This window comes from Kitasatospora sp. NPDC049258 (assembly GCF_040678895.1).
Lineage (GTDB): Bacteria > Actinomycetota > Actinomycetes > Streptomycetales > Streptomycetaceae > Kitasatospora.
The window spans coordinates 139,722-157,443 of sequence record NZ_JBFAQT010000009.1 but is presented as its reverse complement, the minus strand read 5'-3'; the positions used below and the strand labels follow the sequence as shown (position 1 = coordinate 157,443).

The following is a 17,722-nucleotide window of genomic DNA, read 5'->3' as shown; positions in this document are numbered from 1 at the left end:
AGGCACGCTCTGCTGGCCGGCGGATGACGCCCAGAGCAGGACAGAGACTATGCCCAACCAGGGATCTACGTAAGGTCGCTTCAGTAGTATTACGGATAGTAGGCCCGCCCTTGTGCCCCCTAGATTCCCTGCTTGAGCCCGGCTCGCCGGCCGGGCCGACAGGTGCCCACAGGGTGCCGACCGGAGAGAACTGCCTGCTCTGATGCGGGCGGTGGTCTCCCTGCTGTCGGCCCCTCCACGGAGGCGGTATGACGCAGATCGAGTTCGGCCGGCAGCGCTCCGGCGGATCCGGGTACAACTCGACGCTGGTGGGCCTCGCCGCGGCGCTCGACCTGCTGCGGGAGATGACGAGCGGCCACCCGGGCGAGCTGCTGTGGATGGGGTCCGGTGACTGGGCGAGCTCACCGCTGCCCGGGCTGGTCCACCGGGCGCTCTCCGGGCCCGAACATCCGGACCGCCTGCGGGCGCTGATCGACGGCACGTGCAAGGTGGCGGAGGTCGCCCCGTGGCTCGACGAGCTGGATCCCGACCGGGTCGCGGTCCGGACGGCGCGCCGGCTCCCGCACGACCTGCTGATCGTGGACCGGCACGCGGTGCTCGTCCCCGCGGGTGGCGGCCCGGACGAACCGCTGCTCGCGGTGGTCCGCGAACCCGTCAGCGTCCGCACCATGCGGGGCCTGTTCGGCACCGTCTGGGGCGGCGCGGCGGCCCGTGGCGAGCTGGGTGACCGCGCCGTGCTCACCGAGGACGACATCAAGCAGCGCATCCTGGAGCTGCTGGCCGAGGGGGCCAAGGACGCGGTCATCGCCCGCAAGCTCGGCGTGTCGCTGCGCACCTGCCGCCGCCATGTGGCGGAAATTCTGCGGGAGTTGGGCGCGGTCAGCCGATTCCAGGCCGGGGCGGTCGCCGCCTGCCTGGGCCTGGTCGCCGCGCGCCGGGCGGCCTGCGAATCGCCCTGACCGGGCGCCCCCCTCGGCATCGCGGCCGGTCAGGGCAGTTCGCTCCCGGTCAGCAGGAGCAGCAGTGCGGCCGTCCGGCCCTCCTGGCCGGCCCCCGCGCCGAGGCGGTTGGCCGTCATGTGCAGATGCGAACCGAGGATGCCGTGCGCCCGCCGCCGCCCTCCCGGCGCCGTGCTCCACACCGGTAGGGCGGCACGCAGCGGGTCGGCCCAGGTGTCCCACGGCGCACCGGGCTCGCCCATCAGCCGGAGCAACTCGGGCACCGCCGAGCGGAGTTGCTCCGCCTGGGCCCGCAGCCGATCGGCCTCCGGGCCCCCGCCGCCCGCACCGTCGTCGGCGTCGCCGCCGGGCGGCCGGGTCGGTCCGCCATCGCGGACGTACGAGCGGGCCCAGCTCTCCCAGCCGTCCCGCACCGACTCCAGGAAGGGGCGGATCTCGGCCCGGGGGAGTGCGGACGCCGTCACCGCGGTCGCGGCCAGGGTCTGGCCGAAGACCTGCTGCCGGCCGCGCGGCGCGAGGCAGGCGCGGAGGGCGACGCCGCTGGACAGGTGGAACAGCTGCTCGCTCAGGCCGAGCAGCCCGGCGCCGCCGTAGCGGTCCGTCTCCGGCTCGTACCGGGCGCGGACCACGCCCGGTGGACGCAGGGTGCCCGGATCCAGCGCGCCGGTGCCTTCACCGGTCCGCGCCAGCGCACCCACCGCGGCCGTGTACTGGTGGGGCGTCAGGCGGCGCCCGGCCGGGATCGCGGCGTCGACCGCGGCCACCGCCCGTGCCAGCTGCTGCTCGATCTGGCGGGCCTCCTCCTCGTCCGGGCCGTGGATCCGCAGGCGCAGGTGCGGGCCGCCCTGCCAGTAGCGGACGAAGAACCAGGGCCGCCGGCCGCCGGTGGCCGGCGCCACGGCGTGCCGGGAGACCACCGGCGCCACCGCCTGCGCGACGGCCCGGTCCATCACGTCCGTGCCGAAGGCGGCCAGGTGCACGTGCCAGCTCTGCCAGCCGGCAGCGGGGTCGATGGTCATGTCCGCAGGTCCAGCATGGGTTCGGCGAACCGCGAGCGCCCGCACACGGTCATGAACACCGGCACCGTCCGGCGGGGGAGAGCGGCCAGCCGCTGCACCCGGAACTCGTCGTAGGAGCGGGCGGGCCGCGCGTACAGGCCCAGCGCGGCCGCGGCCAGCTCCAGCCCGTGCGCCGTCCAGCCGCACCACAACTGGAGCAGCGACCAGGCCGCCGGCCCGAGGTCGGCGAGCAGCGCGGGCACGTCGACCGCGTAGGTCCACACCATCGACGCGTGCCGCAGCCCGCAGTCCGTCCCGGGGGAGACCGGGTAGCCGAACGCCGCCTGCAGCGAGTTCATCACCGCCGGGTCCTCCCGTACCGGCCGCAGTCCGTCCCGCGCCACCTCGTAGTAGCCGGTCAACCGGCCGCCGACGTTCTGCAGGGCGACCAGCAGTCGCACCCGCTGGCCGATCTCCGCCAGTTCGGGGCTCGGGGCCGGTACGGCCGCCCAGGCGAGGAACTCCTGCACGGCCGACTCCGGCAGCCGGACCGGCCGGCCGGAGAAGCCCGACAGCCGGTCGGGCACCCGGCCCGCCGACCTGTTCCAGAACACGCCGTCCCAGCCGGTGCCGGCGGGTGCGGCGGCGGCCGTGGCGGAAGGGATGCCGGGCGCCGGCGCGGCGAGCGGGAGCCGGGCCGCGAAGCGGTGCCGGTTGACCTGCTCGGCCTCGTCCAGCGACGGGTGCCCGGTCTCGGCGGCCAGCAACCGGTCCGGTGCCTCGAAGACGGTGGGGTCCGCCGCCGTGCCCGGAAGTGCTTGCCCGCCGATGGGTGCCACCAGGCCGGACAGCGCGACCCGCGCCGGGGCGGACCAGCGCCCGGGGCCGGCGGCGCGGATCATCCGGGCGGCGGCGGCCGAGCCGTCCCCGTCCAGCGAGAGCTGGGCCCGGACACCCGCGAGCTGGGCGGCGACCAGCAGGCTGCGGATGTTGATCCCCGTCTCCAGGTCACCCAGCGCGCAGCGCAACCGCCCGTACGGCGTCGGCAGGTCCGTGTAGCGGGCCGCGAGCACGACGTCCAGATCGCCCAGCGGCGGCGGCACTTCGGAGCTCGGCAGGTCGAGGTCGACCAGGGCGTGCCGGTAGAGGTCCAGGTAGCCGGCCCCGCGGCCGGAGACGGTGAAGACGTGCACGGGGAACTTGCTGCGCACCGAGGCGACCACCCGGTGGTCGTTGAAGCGGTTGGAGGGCTCCCGGCGCTGCAGCCCGAAGGCGGTGAGCAGGACGTGGCCCGCGCGGTCGGCGGTGGCGGTCTCGGTGCGGCCGTGCGGGTACGGGGCCGCCCGCAGCAGGGCCACCGTGCCGTGCGGCAGGGGGTGACCGGTCGCGCCCCTGGCGGCCGCCGGCGGCAGCGCGGCGGTGGTCGGTGCGGAGTCGTCGATCTCGATCGCCCCGCCGAACAGTCCCTTGCCCGGGCCCTGTCGGTAGGCGAAACGGCGCACGTCGGTCTCGGTCAACGTCGCTTCCTGTCATGGTGGTTCGGCGGCGGGACGGTGCGGGCCGGGCCCGCCGGACGGATCAGGGGAACGGGTGCGGGTCGAGCGCCTCGGCCGGGCCCGGCCCGGCACCCAGGAGACGCGGCAGCCCGCCGAAGCGCTGGTGGACCTGGCCGAAGCACATCGGGACGATGCCCGGCACGACGGCCTTGACCACCGCCAGGCCGGCGTCGCCGTGCTCCGGCGTGGACTGGTCGACGAGCACGATCTCCGCCAGGCCCGCCCGCCGGTACAGCTCCGCCACGAACTCCAGCCCGCCGTTGACGTCCCCGCCCGCGGCTTGCCGGTAGACCTCGGGCCAGCCGGGGAACGCCTCGCCCAGCGTCCGCCGGGCACCGCCCAGCACCGTCTCCACCCGGGGCAGCAGCCGCGGATCGGCGTTCCGGCGCGGATGGTCCATCAGATCCGTCACCAGCCAGGGGTCCTCCACCATCGCCTCGGTGGTCGCCGGATCCCAGGTCAGCCCGTTCTCGGTGAGCTGGGCGAGCTCCCACAGCGCGGACCGGACGGCCACCTCGGGATCGGGGTGGCAGCCGGCGGTGCTGAAGGTCGCCGGCAGCTTCCGGTCGGGCCGTACCGCGAGCGCCCACACCACCGGCAGCGGGATGTCGGCGGACGCGGCGAGCAGGTGCACCTCGTACCCGCGGGCCGCCGCCATCCGCAGCAGCAGGCGGCTCTGCGGATCGGTGACCGTGGCCGGGTCGATCACCGGCAGCGGTCGCTGCCGGTGCCAGCCGATCAGGAAGGCGTCGCGCTCGGCCAGTTCGAGCAGTGACTGGAGGGCCGCCTCCTCCGGCGAGGATCCCAGCGCGCAGCCGCTGGAGGACTCCAGGACGTGGTTCAGCCGGCGGTCGCCCGGGGAGCGCGGCGGGTAGCGGTACTGGTAGAAGCCGGCGTCGGCCGGGACGAGCAGCGGCGCCCCGTCGTGCAGCCGGTGCCCCCAGACCCAGTCCATCGGTGTGTCCGCGGTCCACGGGCGGACCCGGCTCAGCGGGTGCGCCAGCTGCTCGGCGGTGTAGGTGCCCAGCCGCGCGGGGTCGAGCGCGGTGTCGCCGAGCTCGCGCGCCGTGCGCGCGGTGACCAGCGGTGCGGCGTGCGGGTAGCCGCCCATCCGCTCGTACGCCTCCAGGTAGGCGACCGCCTCGGCCTCGCGGTAGGTCCGGGCCCTGCCGTGACCGGCCGGCGCGCCGCCGAGCAGCTGGACCTCGGACATCGCGAACGGCACGTGCGCGTCCCGGCCGACCCGGACGGCCGGCCCGAACCGGGAGTCGGCGAGGGCGTGCCACATCCGGTCCGGGTCCATGCCGTAGGGCGAACCTGCGCGGGTGGGGACGGCGGCGTCGGTGGGGCGCGGGTGCCGGGTCGGTGCCGGCGGCGGCGCGGCCGGAGCCCCGGGGGCGGCGCGCGGGGTGCCGCAGACGGGGCAGCGGTAGCTGCGGCGCACCCGGTGGCGCCGGACGGTGCCGTCGCCACGCAGCACCACGAGCTCCCCCGGGCCCAGCGGCGCGGCGCCGACCACCTGCCCGTACGCGCCGACGGCCTGTGCCAGCCAGGGGGATCCGGGGCGCCGGGCCGGCCGGTGCCGGGTGGCGGCCGGGCCCCGCGCCGAGCCGCCCACGGCCGAGCCGCCCGCGGCGGCCGCACTCGCGGCGGCCGCGAAGTCCACCAGGGCCTCGCCCTCCGGACGGTGCCGGTGCGAGAGCCGGGTGACCACGCAGCCCGCGCACGAGACCGGGGTGCCGTCCTGGGGGAGCGGGCCCCAGAGCGGACCCACCACCACGGCGTCGTCGGCGACCCGGACCGACAGCAGCCCGACCCCGAGCAGCCGCGCCTCGGCCAGCGCCTCGGACTCCCAGCGCTGATCCCAGCCGCCGCTGACGGCGAGCAGGCCGACCGAGGGGTGGGCCGCCCAGCCGTCCCAGTCCCAGCCGTCGGGGGCGCCCGGGCCGAGCAGCGTGCGGGCGGGCGCGTCGGTCGACGGCGCCGCCCGGTGCGGCGCGCTCATCGCCACTCCAGCAGGCCGCAGACCAGCGGGAGCCGGTCGAGCACACCGTCGCTGAGCAGCCGGTGCGCCCGCACCCGGCGGCCCGGTCGGTCCAGCAGCTCGACCGCCCGGGAGGCCAGCGCCGCCACCCGGGGCGCGGGGAGCGCGTGCAGCACCCAACTGCCGGTCTCGGCGGCCCGGGTGGGGCTCCGGAACACCTCGGTCTGCACCCTCGCGCAGGCCTCCACCAGCGCGGCGTGCACCGCCGACTGGGTGCCCGGGCCCCACTGGCGGCCCAGGACCGCCCCGTCCGTGGTCCGGACCGCGGTCGCCACCGAGCCGCCGAGCTCCGGCATCGGCTCGGTCCGCAGGGCCACCGGCACGTCGAAGTGGTCGAGCAGCGCGCCCCACAGCGACTGGATCTCCGGGTGGGTGGCGTCCTGCCAGTCGATCTCGATGACGCCGGACGGGTCCGGTGACTGCTCGGCGAGCAGCCGCAACAGGCCGTCCAGCACCCAGAGTTGCTCCGTGACACCGGCGCAGGACACCAGCCGGCCGTCGGCGGGCGGCTGGGCGTGGTGCGCCAGGGCGTCCAGGGTCACGGGGTCGCGCAGCCCGGTGAGCAGGGCGTCGACCCCGGCGACCGCCCGGGTGGGGCCCCAGCCGAGGAACTCGCCCCCGCCGTCGAGGAAGCGGGTGGAGGCGGTCGCGACGGGAATCTGCGGCAGGTCCAGATCCCGTTCGAGCCGGGCCGGTCCCGTCCAGCGGGCGGTCAGGGCGGCGGCCGTACGGAACACCGACAGGGCGTCCGGGCCGCTGCCCCGCCCGGCGCCGGTCGAGGCCAGCGACGCCGCCACGTCCGGGCCGTCCCACCGGGCCGCCGCCGGGGCGGTGTGCAGCCGGGGGGCCGGGAGCCGGCGGGATTCCAGGGTGTGGCCCCAGACGAGCGTGAGGTGGTGCGGCGCCAGGCCCTCCGGCGCGTCGGTGCCAGTGCGAGTGCCAGTGCGAGTGCCGGCGTCGGCGTCGGCGCCGGTGCCGGCGATCCGGCCGGTCACCTGGTCGGCCACCGGGGCCGGGCCGTCGGCGGTCTCCGGCAGCGGGGTGGTCAACCCGGTCAACGCCTCGAAGCAGGCCCGGGCGGCCAGCGCCCCCGCGAGTACGGCGCTCATCGTGGGCGGCGCCGCCGCGCCGGGCTCCAGCCCCGCCCAGGCCCGGGCCCGGTCCACCGCCGCGGGGAGGCCGGCGAACGAGCCCGGCGCACCGGGCCCGGCGACCACGGCGACGTCGTCCAGGGTGAGCAGCGGAAGCACGGCGCGCCCGGGCGGGGGAGCGGCGAGCCGGACGGCGAAGTCCTCCGCCAGGACGAGGACGACGAGGTCCGGGTCCGACCCGCCCCGGGAGCCCGGTTCGGTCACGCCGACCTGCTCGATCCCGTACGCCGCGAGCCCGCGGACCAGACCGGGCACGGCCGGGCCGGAGCCGTGGATCTCGACGGTCGAGGCGCGCAGCCGGGCGAAGACCGCGTACGGGTCGTCGCTGTGGTCCTCCAGGTGGGCGAGCACATCGGCGTACCGGGCGGCGGTGTCCTGGTCCGGCTCGCCGACGGTCAGTGCCGCCAGGTCCAGCAGGACGCCCTGGTCGAGCAGGGTGCGCACCACGTGGTCCAGGACCGGGCGGGCGGACTCCGAGCCACCGGCCGCCACCAGTTCGTCGACCGAGGTGCCGTCGGCCAGCCGCCCCAGCTGACCGTCGATCAGCGGGTACAGCGCGGGCGGCCCGGAGAGCACGAACGAGCGCCGCACGTGCGAGACGTGCACCCCGCGGGAGACCGGCGCGAAGTGCGTGCCGGGGCGGAGCTTCACCCGGGCCGCCGGGTCGCGCCGGGTCGGTGCCGACCGCGCGGCGGACGCCGGCGCGGCCGTCGCGGGCGGGGGCGCGGGTGCGGTGGCCTGGCTCATCGGACGGTCTCCTCGGAGTGCGGGGTGGAGCGCGGATCGGCGGCGCCGGGCAGGTCGAACTCCACCGCCCACTCGACGGCGTGCCGGGCGGCCCGGACGCCGGGCAGCGCCTCCTCCAGGTAGCCGCGGCCGCGCCGGTCCATCAGCCGGGGCAGGGCGCGGGCCATCAGCGCGCTGCCCAGGTCGAGGTACTGCGGCTTGTCCCGGCGGCGGGACTTGACGTAGGCGCTGACGCCCTCGGCTCCCTGGCGGGAGGGCAGACCGCCGAGCGGTGTCTTGGCGACGACCTCCTCCGGCACCCCGTGGGCCGCCCGCCAGGTGGTCAGCGCGATCAGGTGTTCGGCCTCGGTCCTGCTCTCCGCCGCCTCCGGGAAGTCCGTCCCGGCGTACCAGCGGCGGCGCTGGAGCACGACCTGACCGGCAGCCAGCCGGGGCAGGCGCATGGTGGCCGGCCGGTCGCCGTCCGCACGCAGCCGGGCGGAGCGCACGGCGGCGAGCGGGTCGAGGGTGACCCGACCGCTGTCGGCCAGCCACATCGCGACACGCAGCGGTTCGGGCAGCAGCTCCGACCACTTCATCCCGCAGGACACCGGGGTGATCCGCCGGCCGGCGCGGTCGCGCAGGGTCAGCGCCCCGGTGGCCGGGTCGTGGGCGACCCGTACGCCGGCCCAGTCCTCCGGGGTGATGGTCCCGGGCAGCAGGGCGACCCGGTGGTTGATGTTGGACCCGTGCAGGCCCCGGTCCTCCAGGACGGCACTGCCGTCGCCGCCCAGCAGCCGCAGCGTCCGGGCGGCCGTCCGCTCGGCCGCGTCGCCGCCGAGCTCCCGGTCCGAGCCGAGGAAACGGCTGCCGAGCAGCCCCCTGCCGCCGTAGCAGTCGTTGACGACCAGTCGGCCGTCCACGGGCTGGACCAGCAGGGCGTACGAGGACGCCGAGCGGCGGAAGAAGCCCGGCAGGCGGCGGGCGAACGACCCGAGCACCGCCGGGTCCAGCCCCACCTGCGCCACGTCCCCCGCGTCCTCGACGGCCGTGGTGATGTGGGCGAGCGCCTCGGCGCGCAGCTCCAGCAGCTCCAGCAGGGCGCCGTCCTCGGGGCCGAACTCGGCGGCGTTGCCGACGCCCAGCGCGCTCTCCCGGCGGTAGACCATGGCGACCAGGTCGGGGGCGGCCGCCAGCAGGCCGACCTCGGCGCCGGGGCCGAAGCGGTCGGCGAAGGCGGTGCCGAGCAGGGCCCGGACCTCGTGGTGCCGGTCGAAGACGGAGAGGAACGAGGTCACTTCGGCCAGGTCGGCCAGGGCCTGTTCGTACCCGCGGGCGCAGACCGGGGTCGGCGGCAGCACCAGGTCCTCGTTGACGTGCAGCCGGGCGGGCCGCCAGGACAGCGCGTTCAGCCCGGTCCCGGCCTCCTCCAGGCGGGCCAGCGCCGACCTGCGCCCGGCCACGCCGCTCCCGGCGATCTCGGCCAGGCTCCGGGCGACGGAGTCCAGCGCCGGTACGGCCTGCGGCGCCCGCTCGGCCAGCACGGCGAGTGCGGCGGGCAGCGGGTCCACCAGCTGCTCGGCGACGGCCGGCCCGGGGAGCAGCAGCTGCGCCGCCAGCGCGTTGGCGACGAAGCGCAGGGCGGCCGGGCGGGGCACGTCCAGCTCACGCGCGAGTTCCGCGACCAGGACGGTGGTGCGGATCGGCCCGAGGCCGGCGAGCGCCAGCAGCACCGTCAGCGGGCGGGTCAGCGGCGTACTCGCCAGTGCTGCCGTGCCCCGGCCGCGACGGACGAACCGCACCTCGAAGTCGCTCGGCCGCAGGGTGGGGTTCTGGTCCACCACCGGCGGCAGGGCGGTCCGGGGGCCCTCGGCCCAGGGGTCTTCGCCGATACCGCTGACCAGCGAGGAGAACAGCGCCCGGTCGACGGAGACGTACGCCCGGGCCGCCTGCCGGTCGAAGCCGACGGCGTCCAGCGCGGAGCCGTCCTCGGCCCAGTGCGCGAAGCCCACGGCGGTGAACCGGGACAGCGGGCTGGTGCGGACCATCGCCCTGGTGAGGTGCTGCAGGATGCCGCGCTCGGACTTGCGCAGCCGGGCCGAGGGCGCGCTCACGCCCGAGCGGTAGCGGCGCACCGCGTCCAACACCTGGGGCGAGTTGAGGGCGAGGGAGAGCTGGAAGGGTTCGGCCGCGCACAGCTCCGCGAGCACCGCCCGCTCGTGGGCCACCAGGTCCTGGTGCCCCGCGGTGAGGGCGGTGCGGGCCAGCAGGCTGCGCTGCTGGGCGTCGAGCCAGGCCGTGACCGCCTCGGGCCACGGACCGGGCAGCAGCGCCGCCTCGGGGTCGCGGTGGTTGTGGATGTCGCGGCGCAGCTGGAGCGCGCGGTGGCGCTCCCGCCCGGCCGGGCCGCCCGCCAGCACGTACAGCTCCGCGCAGGCCGCCTCGGCGACCTGGAAGCGCGCGGTCTCGGCGGCGGCGAGCGCCCGCAGGGCCACGCCCAGGGTGGGCGAGGCGAGCCGACGGCCGGGCAGCGGGTTGATCCGCAGCAGCGCCGTGTCGGCGAGCACCGGCCGGGCGGCGCCGTCGTCGTCCCGCGCCTGCGGTGGGTGGATCAGCTCGACGGTCATGACGTGGGGAGCACCTTCCTCGGCAGGGTGCGCGGGCGCGCTGCGGGCATCGGCGCGGCCCTCACCGGGCGGCGGCGGAGGTGGCCGGGGTCCGGTCGCCGGCGAGCGCCGGCATCACCTCGGAGGCGAACAGCTCCAGGCTGCGCAGGGCGTCCGGGCCGCCGAGCCCGCCGAAGTCGGTCTGCCAGAGCAGCACATCGGCCGCCATCCGCTCCTGGAACCGTCCGATCTGGTCGATGACGTGCTCGGGCGAGCCGACGAACGCGGTGCCGGAGGAGCGCAGGTCCTTCGCGGTCAGCGTCCGGGCGATCCGGTTGAAGCCGGTGTACCCCTGGTAGTCGCGGGAGGCGGTGTCGTCCCAGCGGGTCAGCGCCGCCGTCCACACCTTGAGGTACTCGGTCAGGTGCGGGTCGGCGATCCGGCGCGCCTCCTGGTCGGTGGCGGCCACGTACAGCGGCAGGCTGGCGGCGACCCGGGGCGCGGCGGCCGGCCCGTGGGTGCGCTCGAAGCTCTGCCGGTACGAGCCGACCAGCGCGTCGTCGAACGAGGTGCCCGACGGCGTGATCAGCAGCCCGTGCCCCAGCTCCCCGATCCGGACGAAGCTCTCCGGCGAGCGCACCGCGGCGATCCAGAACGGCGGGCGCGGGTCCTGGGTGGGCCGGGGCAGGACCGTCGCGTCCTTGAAGGAGAAGAACGGGGTGTCCTCGGTGACGCCCTCCTCGGTCAGCAGCCGCCGCACCGCCTCGATGGTCGCCTCGAACCGGGCCCGGCTGCCGTCCATCGGCACGCCCAGCGCCTCGAACTCGTACGGCAGGTAGGCGCGGGCGAAGCCGATCTCGAGGCGGCCGCCGCTCAGCGCGTCCACCATCGCGATGTCCGAGGCCAGTTGGACCGGGTGGTGGAAGACCGGCAGCACGCAGCCCGTCATCAGCCGGATCGAGCGGGTCTGCGCGGCGACGGCGGCCAGGAACGTCAGGGGGCTGGGACAGTAGCCGCCGTACGGGTTCAGGTAGTGCTCGGTCATCTTGACGTAGTCCAGGCCGGCTTCGTCGGCGAGCCGTGACATCCGCAGGACCTCGTCGAAGTAGTCGACCGGGGACTTCGTGGCGGGGGAGGAATCGGGCAGGAACGACACGCCGAATCGCATGGTTCTCCAATCGTGGAAGGTCTGGGGAGCCGGGCCGCCGGACAAGCCCTAGCGCCCCGAGGTGGCCTCGGCGGCCGTCCTGACGTGGTCCGGGAGCTCCCGGTCGGCGAAGCCGGCGAGGCGCTCCAGCCAGCTCTCGCCGAGCAGTTCGTCGGCGGCCTCGCTCAGTCCGAAGCACAGGTAGTAGCGCTGCAGGGGGCTGATGCCGAAGCAGGTGAGCGCGGTGTACAGGGTGTTGAGAACCAGGCGGTGCGCGATCTGCCAGTACGGCTCCTGCGCGGTGAGGCCCGAATGGTGGGCGGCCGAGTGGAACGGGCTCGGCACCGGGCGGTCGTCCGTCGGCGCGGTGACCGCCCCGACGGCCGCCAGGACGGCCTCGTCCACCAGGCCGGCGGCGGTCATCGCCTCCGCCGCACCCCAGCAGCGGGCGAACCCGAGCCGCCAGGCGTCCAGGACGGCGGCCTCGTCCTCCGGGCGCTCGCCCGTCACGGCCGCGGCGAAGAATCCGGCGTCCTGCGCGTACCGGGACCTGAACACCGTGCGCAGATCGGTGCGCGCACCGACGGCGGACATCACGCCCTCCACGTGCGAGCGGTAGGGCAGCGTGCCGACGCCGACACCGTACGGATGCGAGCGGGCCAGCAGCGCCAGCACCCGGGCCAGGTGCCGGAGCACGTCGGTGCCCTCCAGCGCCGCGCTGCCCAGCACCGGCTCCAGCAGATGCGCCGACAGCTGGTCGCGGGCCTGGACGAGCGCCGGGGCCCAGCCCGGGTGCGGGTCCTGGTCGGACACCTCGACGTGCCCCTGCGGCCGGACGGGCGGGAACGGCGGCTCCACGTTCTCCCAGCGGCCGAGCTCGGCGGCCCGGGCTTGGTACGCGGCCTCGTCCGGCGGGGCGGCCGGCAGCGCGCCCGCCAACTCGGCGGCGAGCGCGGCGAACCCGTCCGGACGCAGGGTGTTGCTCTGCAGCGGCCTGAGCACCACCTGGAGGTGGGAGCCGCCGAGCCAGCCGCGCCGGACGTGCACCAGCGGCACCCACTGCTCGGCCTTCAGCCGCCGCAACGGCTCCGCCAGCAGCCGCAGCAGCGGGCGCGGATCACGCGAGTGGTCGTAGATCCGGATGACGCCGGGCCGGCCGGGCAGATCCACGGGGAGACACCTCCGGGGTGGCGCGGGGGAACCTCGATGGGACGAGGTCCCCCCGCTGCGGTGATCGGTCAGGATGACGCCGGCGTCCGGGCCGGCGTGGTGCTGCGGCCCGGGTCTGAGGACCGGACCGGCCGTGCCACGGGGCTACCGGATCAGCAGCAGCAGCAGGACGAGGAGGAGGAGATGGAGACGGTGTCGACCATCGACATCTGGGTCTCGTCGACCATGCCCTCGGCGTCGTCCACGAAGTTGTTGATGATGATCGACGCGCCCATCTCCGGCAGGGCCACCGCGTCGTTGATGTCGAGGACCAGCAGGTCCTCGATGTCGAACGCGGCGAAATCGACCGAGGTCTCGCTCATCTGAGTTTCCTTCCGTGAGTCCTGCGGCCGGTGGAATCACCGGCCGCCTCTCCTACGTCGCAGTCCGTCGGGGGCGGCGGAATCCGTCACCCGAATTGCGTCGAACGGAATCCGTCGCACTCGATGAGGACGAATTCCACCGACCCCCTACTCCGACGGCCCTCATCGTCGTCACCTGCGCCGGACCGCGGCAAGACCAGGCACGCGGCAGCAAGGTGCGACCTGCGGCCGGCCGGCTGCAGCTTGCTGCCAATGCGCTGCGGGTACGCCGACAACACTGGACCGGCGGGCCCGATTTCGACATCGTCGCTTTCCGCACCACGCCTTTCGTGCCACCGCTGCACCGCCCGGTGCGCGGCGAAATGCGCGGCACGCGCCGGAAGTACGTCGAAAGGGGAAGGGGCACTATGACCGAGGGCCACAAGGGACGGGTGCGCGGATGATCGCCGCCCGCGGACTCGCCCGCTCCTTCCGGGCGAGGTCCGGCGAAGTCGCCGCCGTCCGGGGCATCGACCTGGAGGTCGGCGCCGGACAGGTGGTCGGCCTGCTCGGCCCCAACGGCGCCGGGAAGACCACCACCGTGCGGATGCTCACCACGCTCCTCGACCCGAGCTCCGGCAGCGCCCGGATCGCCGGCTTCGACGTCGTGACCGAGCGGGAGGAGGTCCGGCGCAGGATCGGCCTGGTCGGCCAGGGCGGCTCGGCCGGCGCGGACCACCGGGTCATCGACGAACTGCGCACCCAGGCCCGGCTGCACGGCCTCGACAAGCGCCGGGCCGCCGACCGCGCCGCCCGCCTGTGCGCGGACTTCGGGCTGGAGGGGCTGGAGACGCGCCTGTCCAAGACCCTCTCCGGCGGTCAGCTGCGGCGCGTCGACATCGCCCTCGGTCTGGTCGCCCGGCCCAAGGTGCTCTTCCTCGACGAACCCACCGCAGGGCTCGACCCGCAGACCCGCGTCGCCCTGTGGGACCACGTCCGGGCGCTGCGCACCGAGCACGGCGTCACCGTCCTGATCACCACGCACCACCTCGACGAGGCGGACCAGGTCTGCGACCGCATCGCCATCGTCGACCGGGGCCGGATCGTCGCCGACGACACCCCCGAAGCCCTGAAGGACGCCTCCGCCGGCGACACCGTCGTGCTCAGCACCGACCAGGTCGGCGACGCCGCCCGAGCGGTCGCCAGGGTGGTCCCCGAGGGGCGCCTGGACACCTCCGCCGGCACCGTCCAACTGCGGGTGGTGGAGGCCCGGAGCGTGCTCGCCGCCCTGCTGCGCGAGCTCGACCGCGACGGCGTCGAACTGACCTCCGTCACGGTCAAGCGCCCGTCCCTGGAGGACGTCTTCCTCGCCCTCACCGGACGCTCGGTCGGCGAGGACCCCACCGCCCGGAGCCCGGTCGGCGAGGACCCCACCGCCGGGCCGACCGCGGACCCCGAGCCCGAGCGCGCACCCGCCCTGGAGGAACGGTGAAAACGATCACCGACTCGCTGGCCATCTTCCAGCGGTCCGTCAACTACACCCTGCGCAACCCCGTCTGGGTCGCCGTCGGCCTGATCCAACCGGTGCTCTACCTGCTGCTGTTCGGACCGCTGTTGGTGAAGCTCTCCGCCGGGCCGGGCTTTCGCACCCAGAACTCCTGGAGCGTGTTCGTCCCCGGACTCCTGGTCCAGCAGGCGATGTTCAGCTGCATCTTCGTGGGGATGGGCATCCTGTCCGAGCAGCGCTCCGGGGTCCTGGACCGGCTGCGCATCACCCCGGCGTCCAAGACCGCCCTGCTGGCCGGCCGGGTCGCCCGGGACGTCCTGGTGATCCTCACCCAGGTGCTCATCCTGGTCCTCGGCGCGGTCCTCGCCGGGCTGCGGGCCCGGCCCGCCGGGGTGCTGCTCGCCGTCCTGCTGATCGGCGTGCTCGCCGTCGGACTGTCCTCGCTGTCGTACGGGCTCGCCCTGAGGCTGCGCCAGGAGGAGGCCTTCAGCGGGCTGCTCAACGCCGTCGGCCTGCCCGTGCTGCTGCTCTCGGGCATCCTGCTGCCGATGTCGCTGGCCCCGACCTGGCTGGCGTACCTGTCCAAGGCCAACCCGCTCACGCACATCGTCGAGGCGGAACGGCACCTGTTCGCCGGGGACATCGGCAGTGGCCCGGTCGCCCTGGGGGCGGGGCTCGCCGTGCTCCTGGTGGCCGCCGCCGGTCGGCTGGCCGTCCGCGCCATGCAGGACACCGCCCGGTGACCCGCCCCTCGGCCCGCCAGGTCACCCGGCCGGCGGACGCGGCGCCGGTGCTCGCCGGCGTCGAACGGATGCGCCTGGACAACGGGCTGCGCGTCGTCCTCGCCGCGGACCGCAACGCGAGCGCGGTCTGCGTCGCGGTCCACTACGACGTCGGCTTCCGCTCCGAGCCCGCCGGACGCAGCGGCTTCGCCCACCTCTTCGAGCACCTGATGTTCGAAGGCAGCGCGCGGGTCGGCGCGGGCCTGCACGGGCGCCATGTGCAGGCGGCGGGCGGCACGTTCAACGGCACCACCTACCGGGACCACACCGTCTACTACCAGGTCGTGCCGCCCGAGGCCCTGGAGCGGATGCTGTTCCTGGAAGCCGACCGGATGCGGGGCCCCCGGCTCACCGAGGCGACGCTCGCCCGCCAGCGCGCGGTCGTCAAGGAGGAGATCCTCCGCAACATCACCGCCCAGCCCTACGGCGGCTTCCCCTGGATCCCGCTGCCGCCCGCCCTGTTCACCACCTTCGCCAACACCCACAACGGCTACGGCGACCTGGCCGACCTGGCGGCCGGCACGCTCGCCGACTGCACCGCCTTCTTCGACACCTACTACGCGCCGGCCAACGCCGTGCTCACCGTCTGCGGCGACATCGACCCGGCGGCCTGCGCCGAGCTGGTCCGCCGCCACTTCGACGACGTACCGGCCCGCCCGGTGCCCGTCCGCCCCTCGGCCGCCGAAGCCCGGCCCACCGAGGACCGGCAGGACGAACACCTCGTCCCCGGGCTGCCGATGTCCGCCCTGGCCCTCGGCTACCGGCTGCCCGACCCGGTCGCCGAGACCGACCGCTACCTGGCCGCCGCCGTCGTCGGCGCCCTGATCGGCGGCGGCGAGAACTCGCTGCTGCACCGCAGCACCGTCCGCGACGCGGGCACCGCCGTCAGCGTCCACGCGGGCGCCGGGCTCACCGGCGTGCCGCTGGAGGCACGGGATCCGGACGTCTTCGTGATCCGCGCCATGATGCCCTCGCCCGGCTCGGCGCAGGCCGTCACCGAGGCCGCCGCGGACGCCCTGCACTCCCTGGCACAGAGCGGACCCGACCCGGCGGCACTGGCGCGCGCCACCGCGCGGATGGCGGTCGAGCGCCACCGCCGCCTGGACCGCCTCGGCGCGCGGGCCCAGCAGTACGGCCGGTTCGAGCTGCACCACGGCGACGCCGGCCTGGCCGCCGACCTGCCCGGCCGGATCCGCCGGATCACCCCGGCGGCGGTCGCCGCCGCCGCCGCGGATCTGGGCCGGCAGCGGCGCCGCGGCGTCCTGCTCGCACCCGCGCCCACCCCGGGAGGCCCACGATGACCGCACCCGCCACCACCGGCCGTCCCGCCGCCCTGCCGACCGACCAACTGCCCCCGCTCGCGGCCCCGCGCCCGGCCGCGCCGCTGGAGGTCGTCACCGTGCTGATGGCCAACGGGCTGCGCGTGGTGGCGGCCCGCAGCGCCACCGTCCCGCTGGTGGAGCTGCGCCTGCTGGTCCCCTTCGACGGCGGGCCAGCCCCCCTCGGTGCCACCGCCGAACTGCTCGCCGCCACACTGCTCGGCGGCACCCGCGAGCACGGTCGGGCCGCCCTCGACGACCGGCTGGCCGACATCGGGGCGCAGCTCACCGCCCGCGTCGACCCCGAGCGGATGGTGCTCGCCGGCAGCGCCTCGGCCGACGGGCTGCCGCGCCTGCTCGACGTCCTCGCCGACTGCCTCACGGAGCCCGCCTTCGCGCCGCAGGACGTCGCCGAGCAGCGGGACCGCCTGCGCCAACGTATCGACGCCGCCCGGCGGATGCCCAAGAACACGGTCCGCGAGGCGCTGCTGCGCCGGTGCTACGGAGACCACCCGCTCAGCCGCGAGACCCCCGAGTCGGCGCTCCTGGCACCCCTCGACGCGGACGCGGTCCGGCGACTGGCCCGGGAGCGGCTGGTGCCCCGCGGCGCCACCCTGGTCGTCGTCGGCTGCGCGGAGCCGCAGCGGACGGCGGACCTGGTGTGCGGGGCGCTCGCCCGGTGGCGCTCGGAGCGGACGGTGACCGCGGCCGCCGCACCCGCCCCGGTCGACGGCGGTGACCTCGACTTCCTGCCCCGGCCCGGCGCCCGGCAGGCGCAGGTCCGGCTCGCCGCGACCGCGCTGCCCCGCACCGACGCCCGCTACGAGGCGCTGCTGGTGGCCAACCTGGTGCTGGGCGGGTACTTCTCCTCGCGCCTGGTCGCGGAGCTGCGCGAGAACCTCGGCTACGTCTACCACGCCCAGTCGACGATCGAGGAGCGCGCGGCCGGCAGCGCCCTGACCGTCATCGGCTTCGACACCGACACCCGCACGGCCGCCGCCGCACTCCGGGCCGCCCGGGACGAACTCACCCGGATCGCCGACACCGCCCCGCCCACGGACGAGGAGGTGATCGCCGCCCGCTCCTACGCCGTCGGCATCACCGCTCTGTCCTGGTCCGGGCAGAGCGGGCTCGCCCACCTCCTGCTCACCCTCGCCTCCGCCGGCCTCGACCACACCTGGCTCCCCGGCCACCTCCACCGCCTCCGCACGGTCACCCCGGACGCCGTCCGCGCCGCCGCGGCCCACCACCTCGCCCCCCACCACTTCACCGGCGTCCTCGCCGGCGCCCCCGACACCCTGCTCCCCGAACTGGAGACCCTGGGCGGCATCCGCCCACCCACCTGACCACCCCGGCCGCCCCGGCGGCAGGGACGAGGTCGGGGCCCGCGAGGCGGCGGAGCGAGGGCGATTCGGA

Annotated in this window: 13 protein-coding genes; 5 read left to right on the top strand and 8 right to left on the bottom strand. The window is 75.9% G+C overall.

Going from position 1 to position 17,722, the window contains the following annotated elements; translation table 11 throughout:
- The first annotated feature begins 248 nt into the window (after positions 1-248).
- A complete protein-coding gene (locus AB0K43_RS10920) occupies positions 249-959 on the top strand; it encodes a helix-turn-helix transcriptional regulator (protein WP_363638130.1) in 711 nt (236 codons plus the stop codon).
- 29 nt (positions 960-988) lie between these two features.
- On the opposite strand, the gene AB0K43_RS10915 is transcribed toward AB0K43_RS10920, so the two are convergent.
- The 8 genes from AB0K43_RS10915 to AB0K43_RS10880 form a co-directional block, all read right to left on the bottom strand.
- Positions 989-1,978, bottom strand: a complete 990-nt coding sequence (locus AB0K43_RS10915; protein ID WP_363638128.1) for a lantibiotic dehydratase C-terminal domain-containing protein — start codon at positions 1,976-1,978, stop codon at positions 989-991.
- Positions 1,975-3,474, bottom strand: a complete 1,500-nt coding sequence (locus AB0K43_RS10910) for a hypothetical protein (protein ID WP_363638126.1) — start codon at positions 3,472-3,474, stop codon at positions 1,975-1,977. Before AB0K43_RS10910 ends, AB0K43_RS10915 begins: the two co-directional genes overlap by 4 nt.
- A gap of 61 nt (positions 3,475-3,535) precedes the next feature.
- A complete protein-coding gene (locus AB0K43_RS10905) occupies positions 3,536-5,518 on the bottom strand; it encodes a YcaO-like family protein (RefSeq protein ID WP_363638124.1) in 1,983 nt (660 codons plus the stop codon).
- Complete coding sequence (locus AB0K43_RS10900) at positions 5,515-7,455, bottom strand: hypothetical protein (protein ID WP_363638122.1); 1,941 nt, start codon at positions 7,453-7,455, stop codon at positions 5,515-5,517. Before AB0K43_RS10900 ends, AB0K43_RS10905 begins: the two co-directional genes overlap by 4 nt.
- Positions 7,452-10,061, bottom strand: coding sequence for a lantibiotic dehydratase (locus tag AB0K43_RS10895; RefSeq protein ID WP_363638120.1), 2,610 nt, complete (start codon positions 10,059-10,061; stop codon positions 7,452-7,454). The genes AB0K43_RS10900 and AB0K43_RS10895 overlap by 4 nt, the downstream gene beginning before the upstream one ends.
- A 61-nt stretch (positions 10,062-10,122) precedes the next feature.
- Positions 10,123-11,208: an LLM class flavin-dependent oxidoreductase gene (locus AB0K43_RS10890; protein ID WP_363638118.1), complete on the bottom strand. Its 1,086-nt coding sequence runs from the start codon at positions 11,206-11,208 to the stop codon at positions 10,123-10,125.
- 48 nt (positions 11,209-11,256) lie between these two features.
- Positions 11,257-12,357: a hypothetical protein gene (locus tag AB0K43_RS10885; RefSeq protein ID WP_363638116.1), complete on the bottom strand. Its 1,101-nt coding sequence runs from the start codon at positions 12,355-12,357 to the stop codon at positions 11,257-11,259.
- Positions 12,358-12,509: 152 nt separating this feature from the next.
- A complete protein-coding gene (locus AB0K43_RS10880) occupies positions 12,510-12,719 on the bottom strand; it encodes a thiopeptide-type bacteriocin (RefSeq protein WP_363638114.1) in 210 nt (69 codons plus the stop codon).
- Positions 12,720-13,158: 439 nt separating this feature from the next.
- Here AB0K43_RS10880 and AB0K43_RS10875 point away from each other — a divergent pair, with 439 nt between their 5' ends.
- The 4 genes from AB0K43_RS10875 to AB0K43_RS10860 are packed head-to-tail and all read left to right on the top strand — an operon-like array spanning position 13,159 to position 17,652.
- Positions 13,159-14,190 carry an ABC transporter ATP-binding protein gene (locus AB0K43_RS10875; RefSeq protein ID WP_363638112.1) on the top strand — a complete coding sequence of 344 codons (1,032 nt, stop codon included), beginning with the start codon at positions 13,159-13,161 and terminating at the stop codon, positions 14,188-14,190.
- A complete protein-coding gene (locus AB0K43_RS10870) occupies positions 14,187-14,948 on the top strand; it encodes an ABC transporter permease (protein WP_363638110.1) in 762 nt (253 codons plus the stop codon). Before AB0K43_RS10875 ends, AB0K43_RS10870 begins: the two co-directional genes overlap by 4 nt.
- Positions 14,945-16,288: a pitrilysin family protein gene (locus AB0K43_RS10865; RefSeq protein ID WP_363638108.1), complete on the top strand. Its 1,344-nt coding sequence runs from the start codon at positions 14,945-14,947 to the stop codon at positions 16,286-16,288. The genes AB0K43_RS10870 and AB0K43_RS10865 overlap by 4 nt, the downstream gene beginning before the upstream one ends.
- Entirely contained in the window at positions 16,285-17,652 is a 1,368-nt protein-coding gene (locus tag AB0K43_RS10860; RefSeq protein ID WP_363638106.1) for a pitrilysin family protein, read from the top strand. The genes AB0K43_RS10865 and AB0K43_RS10860 overlap by 4 nt, the downstream gene beginning before the upstream one ends.
- Positions 17,653-17,722: the final 70 nt, after the last annotated feature.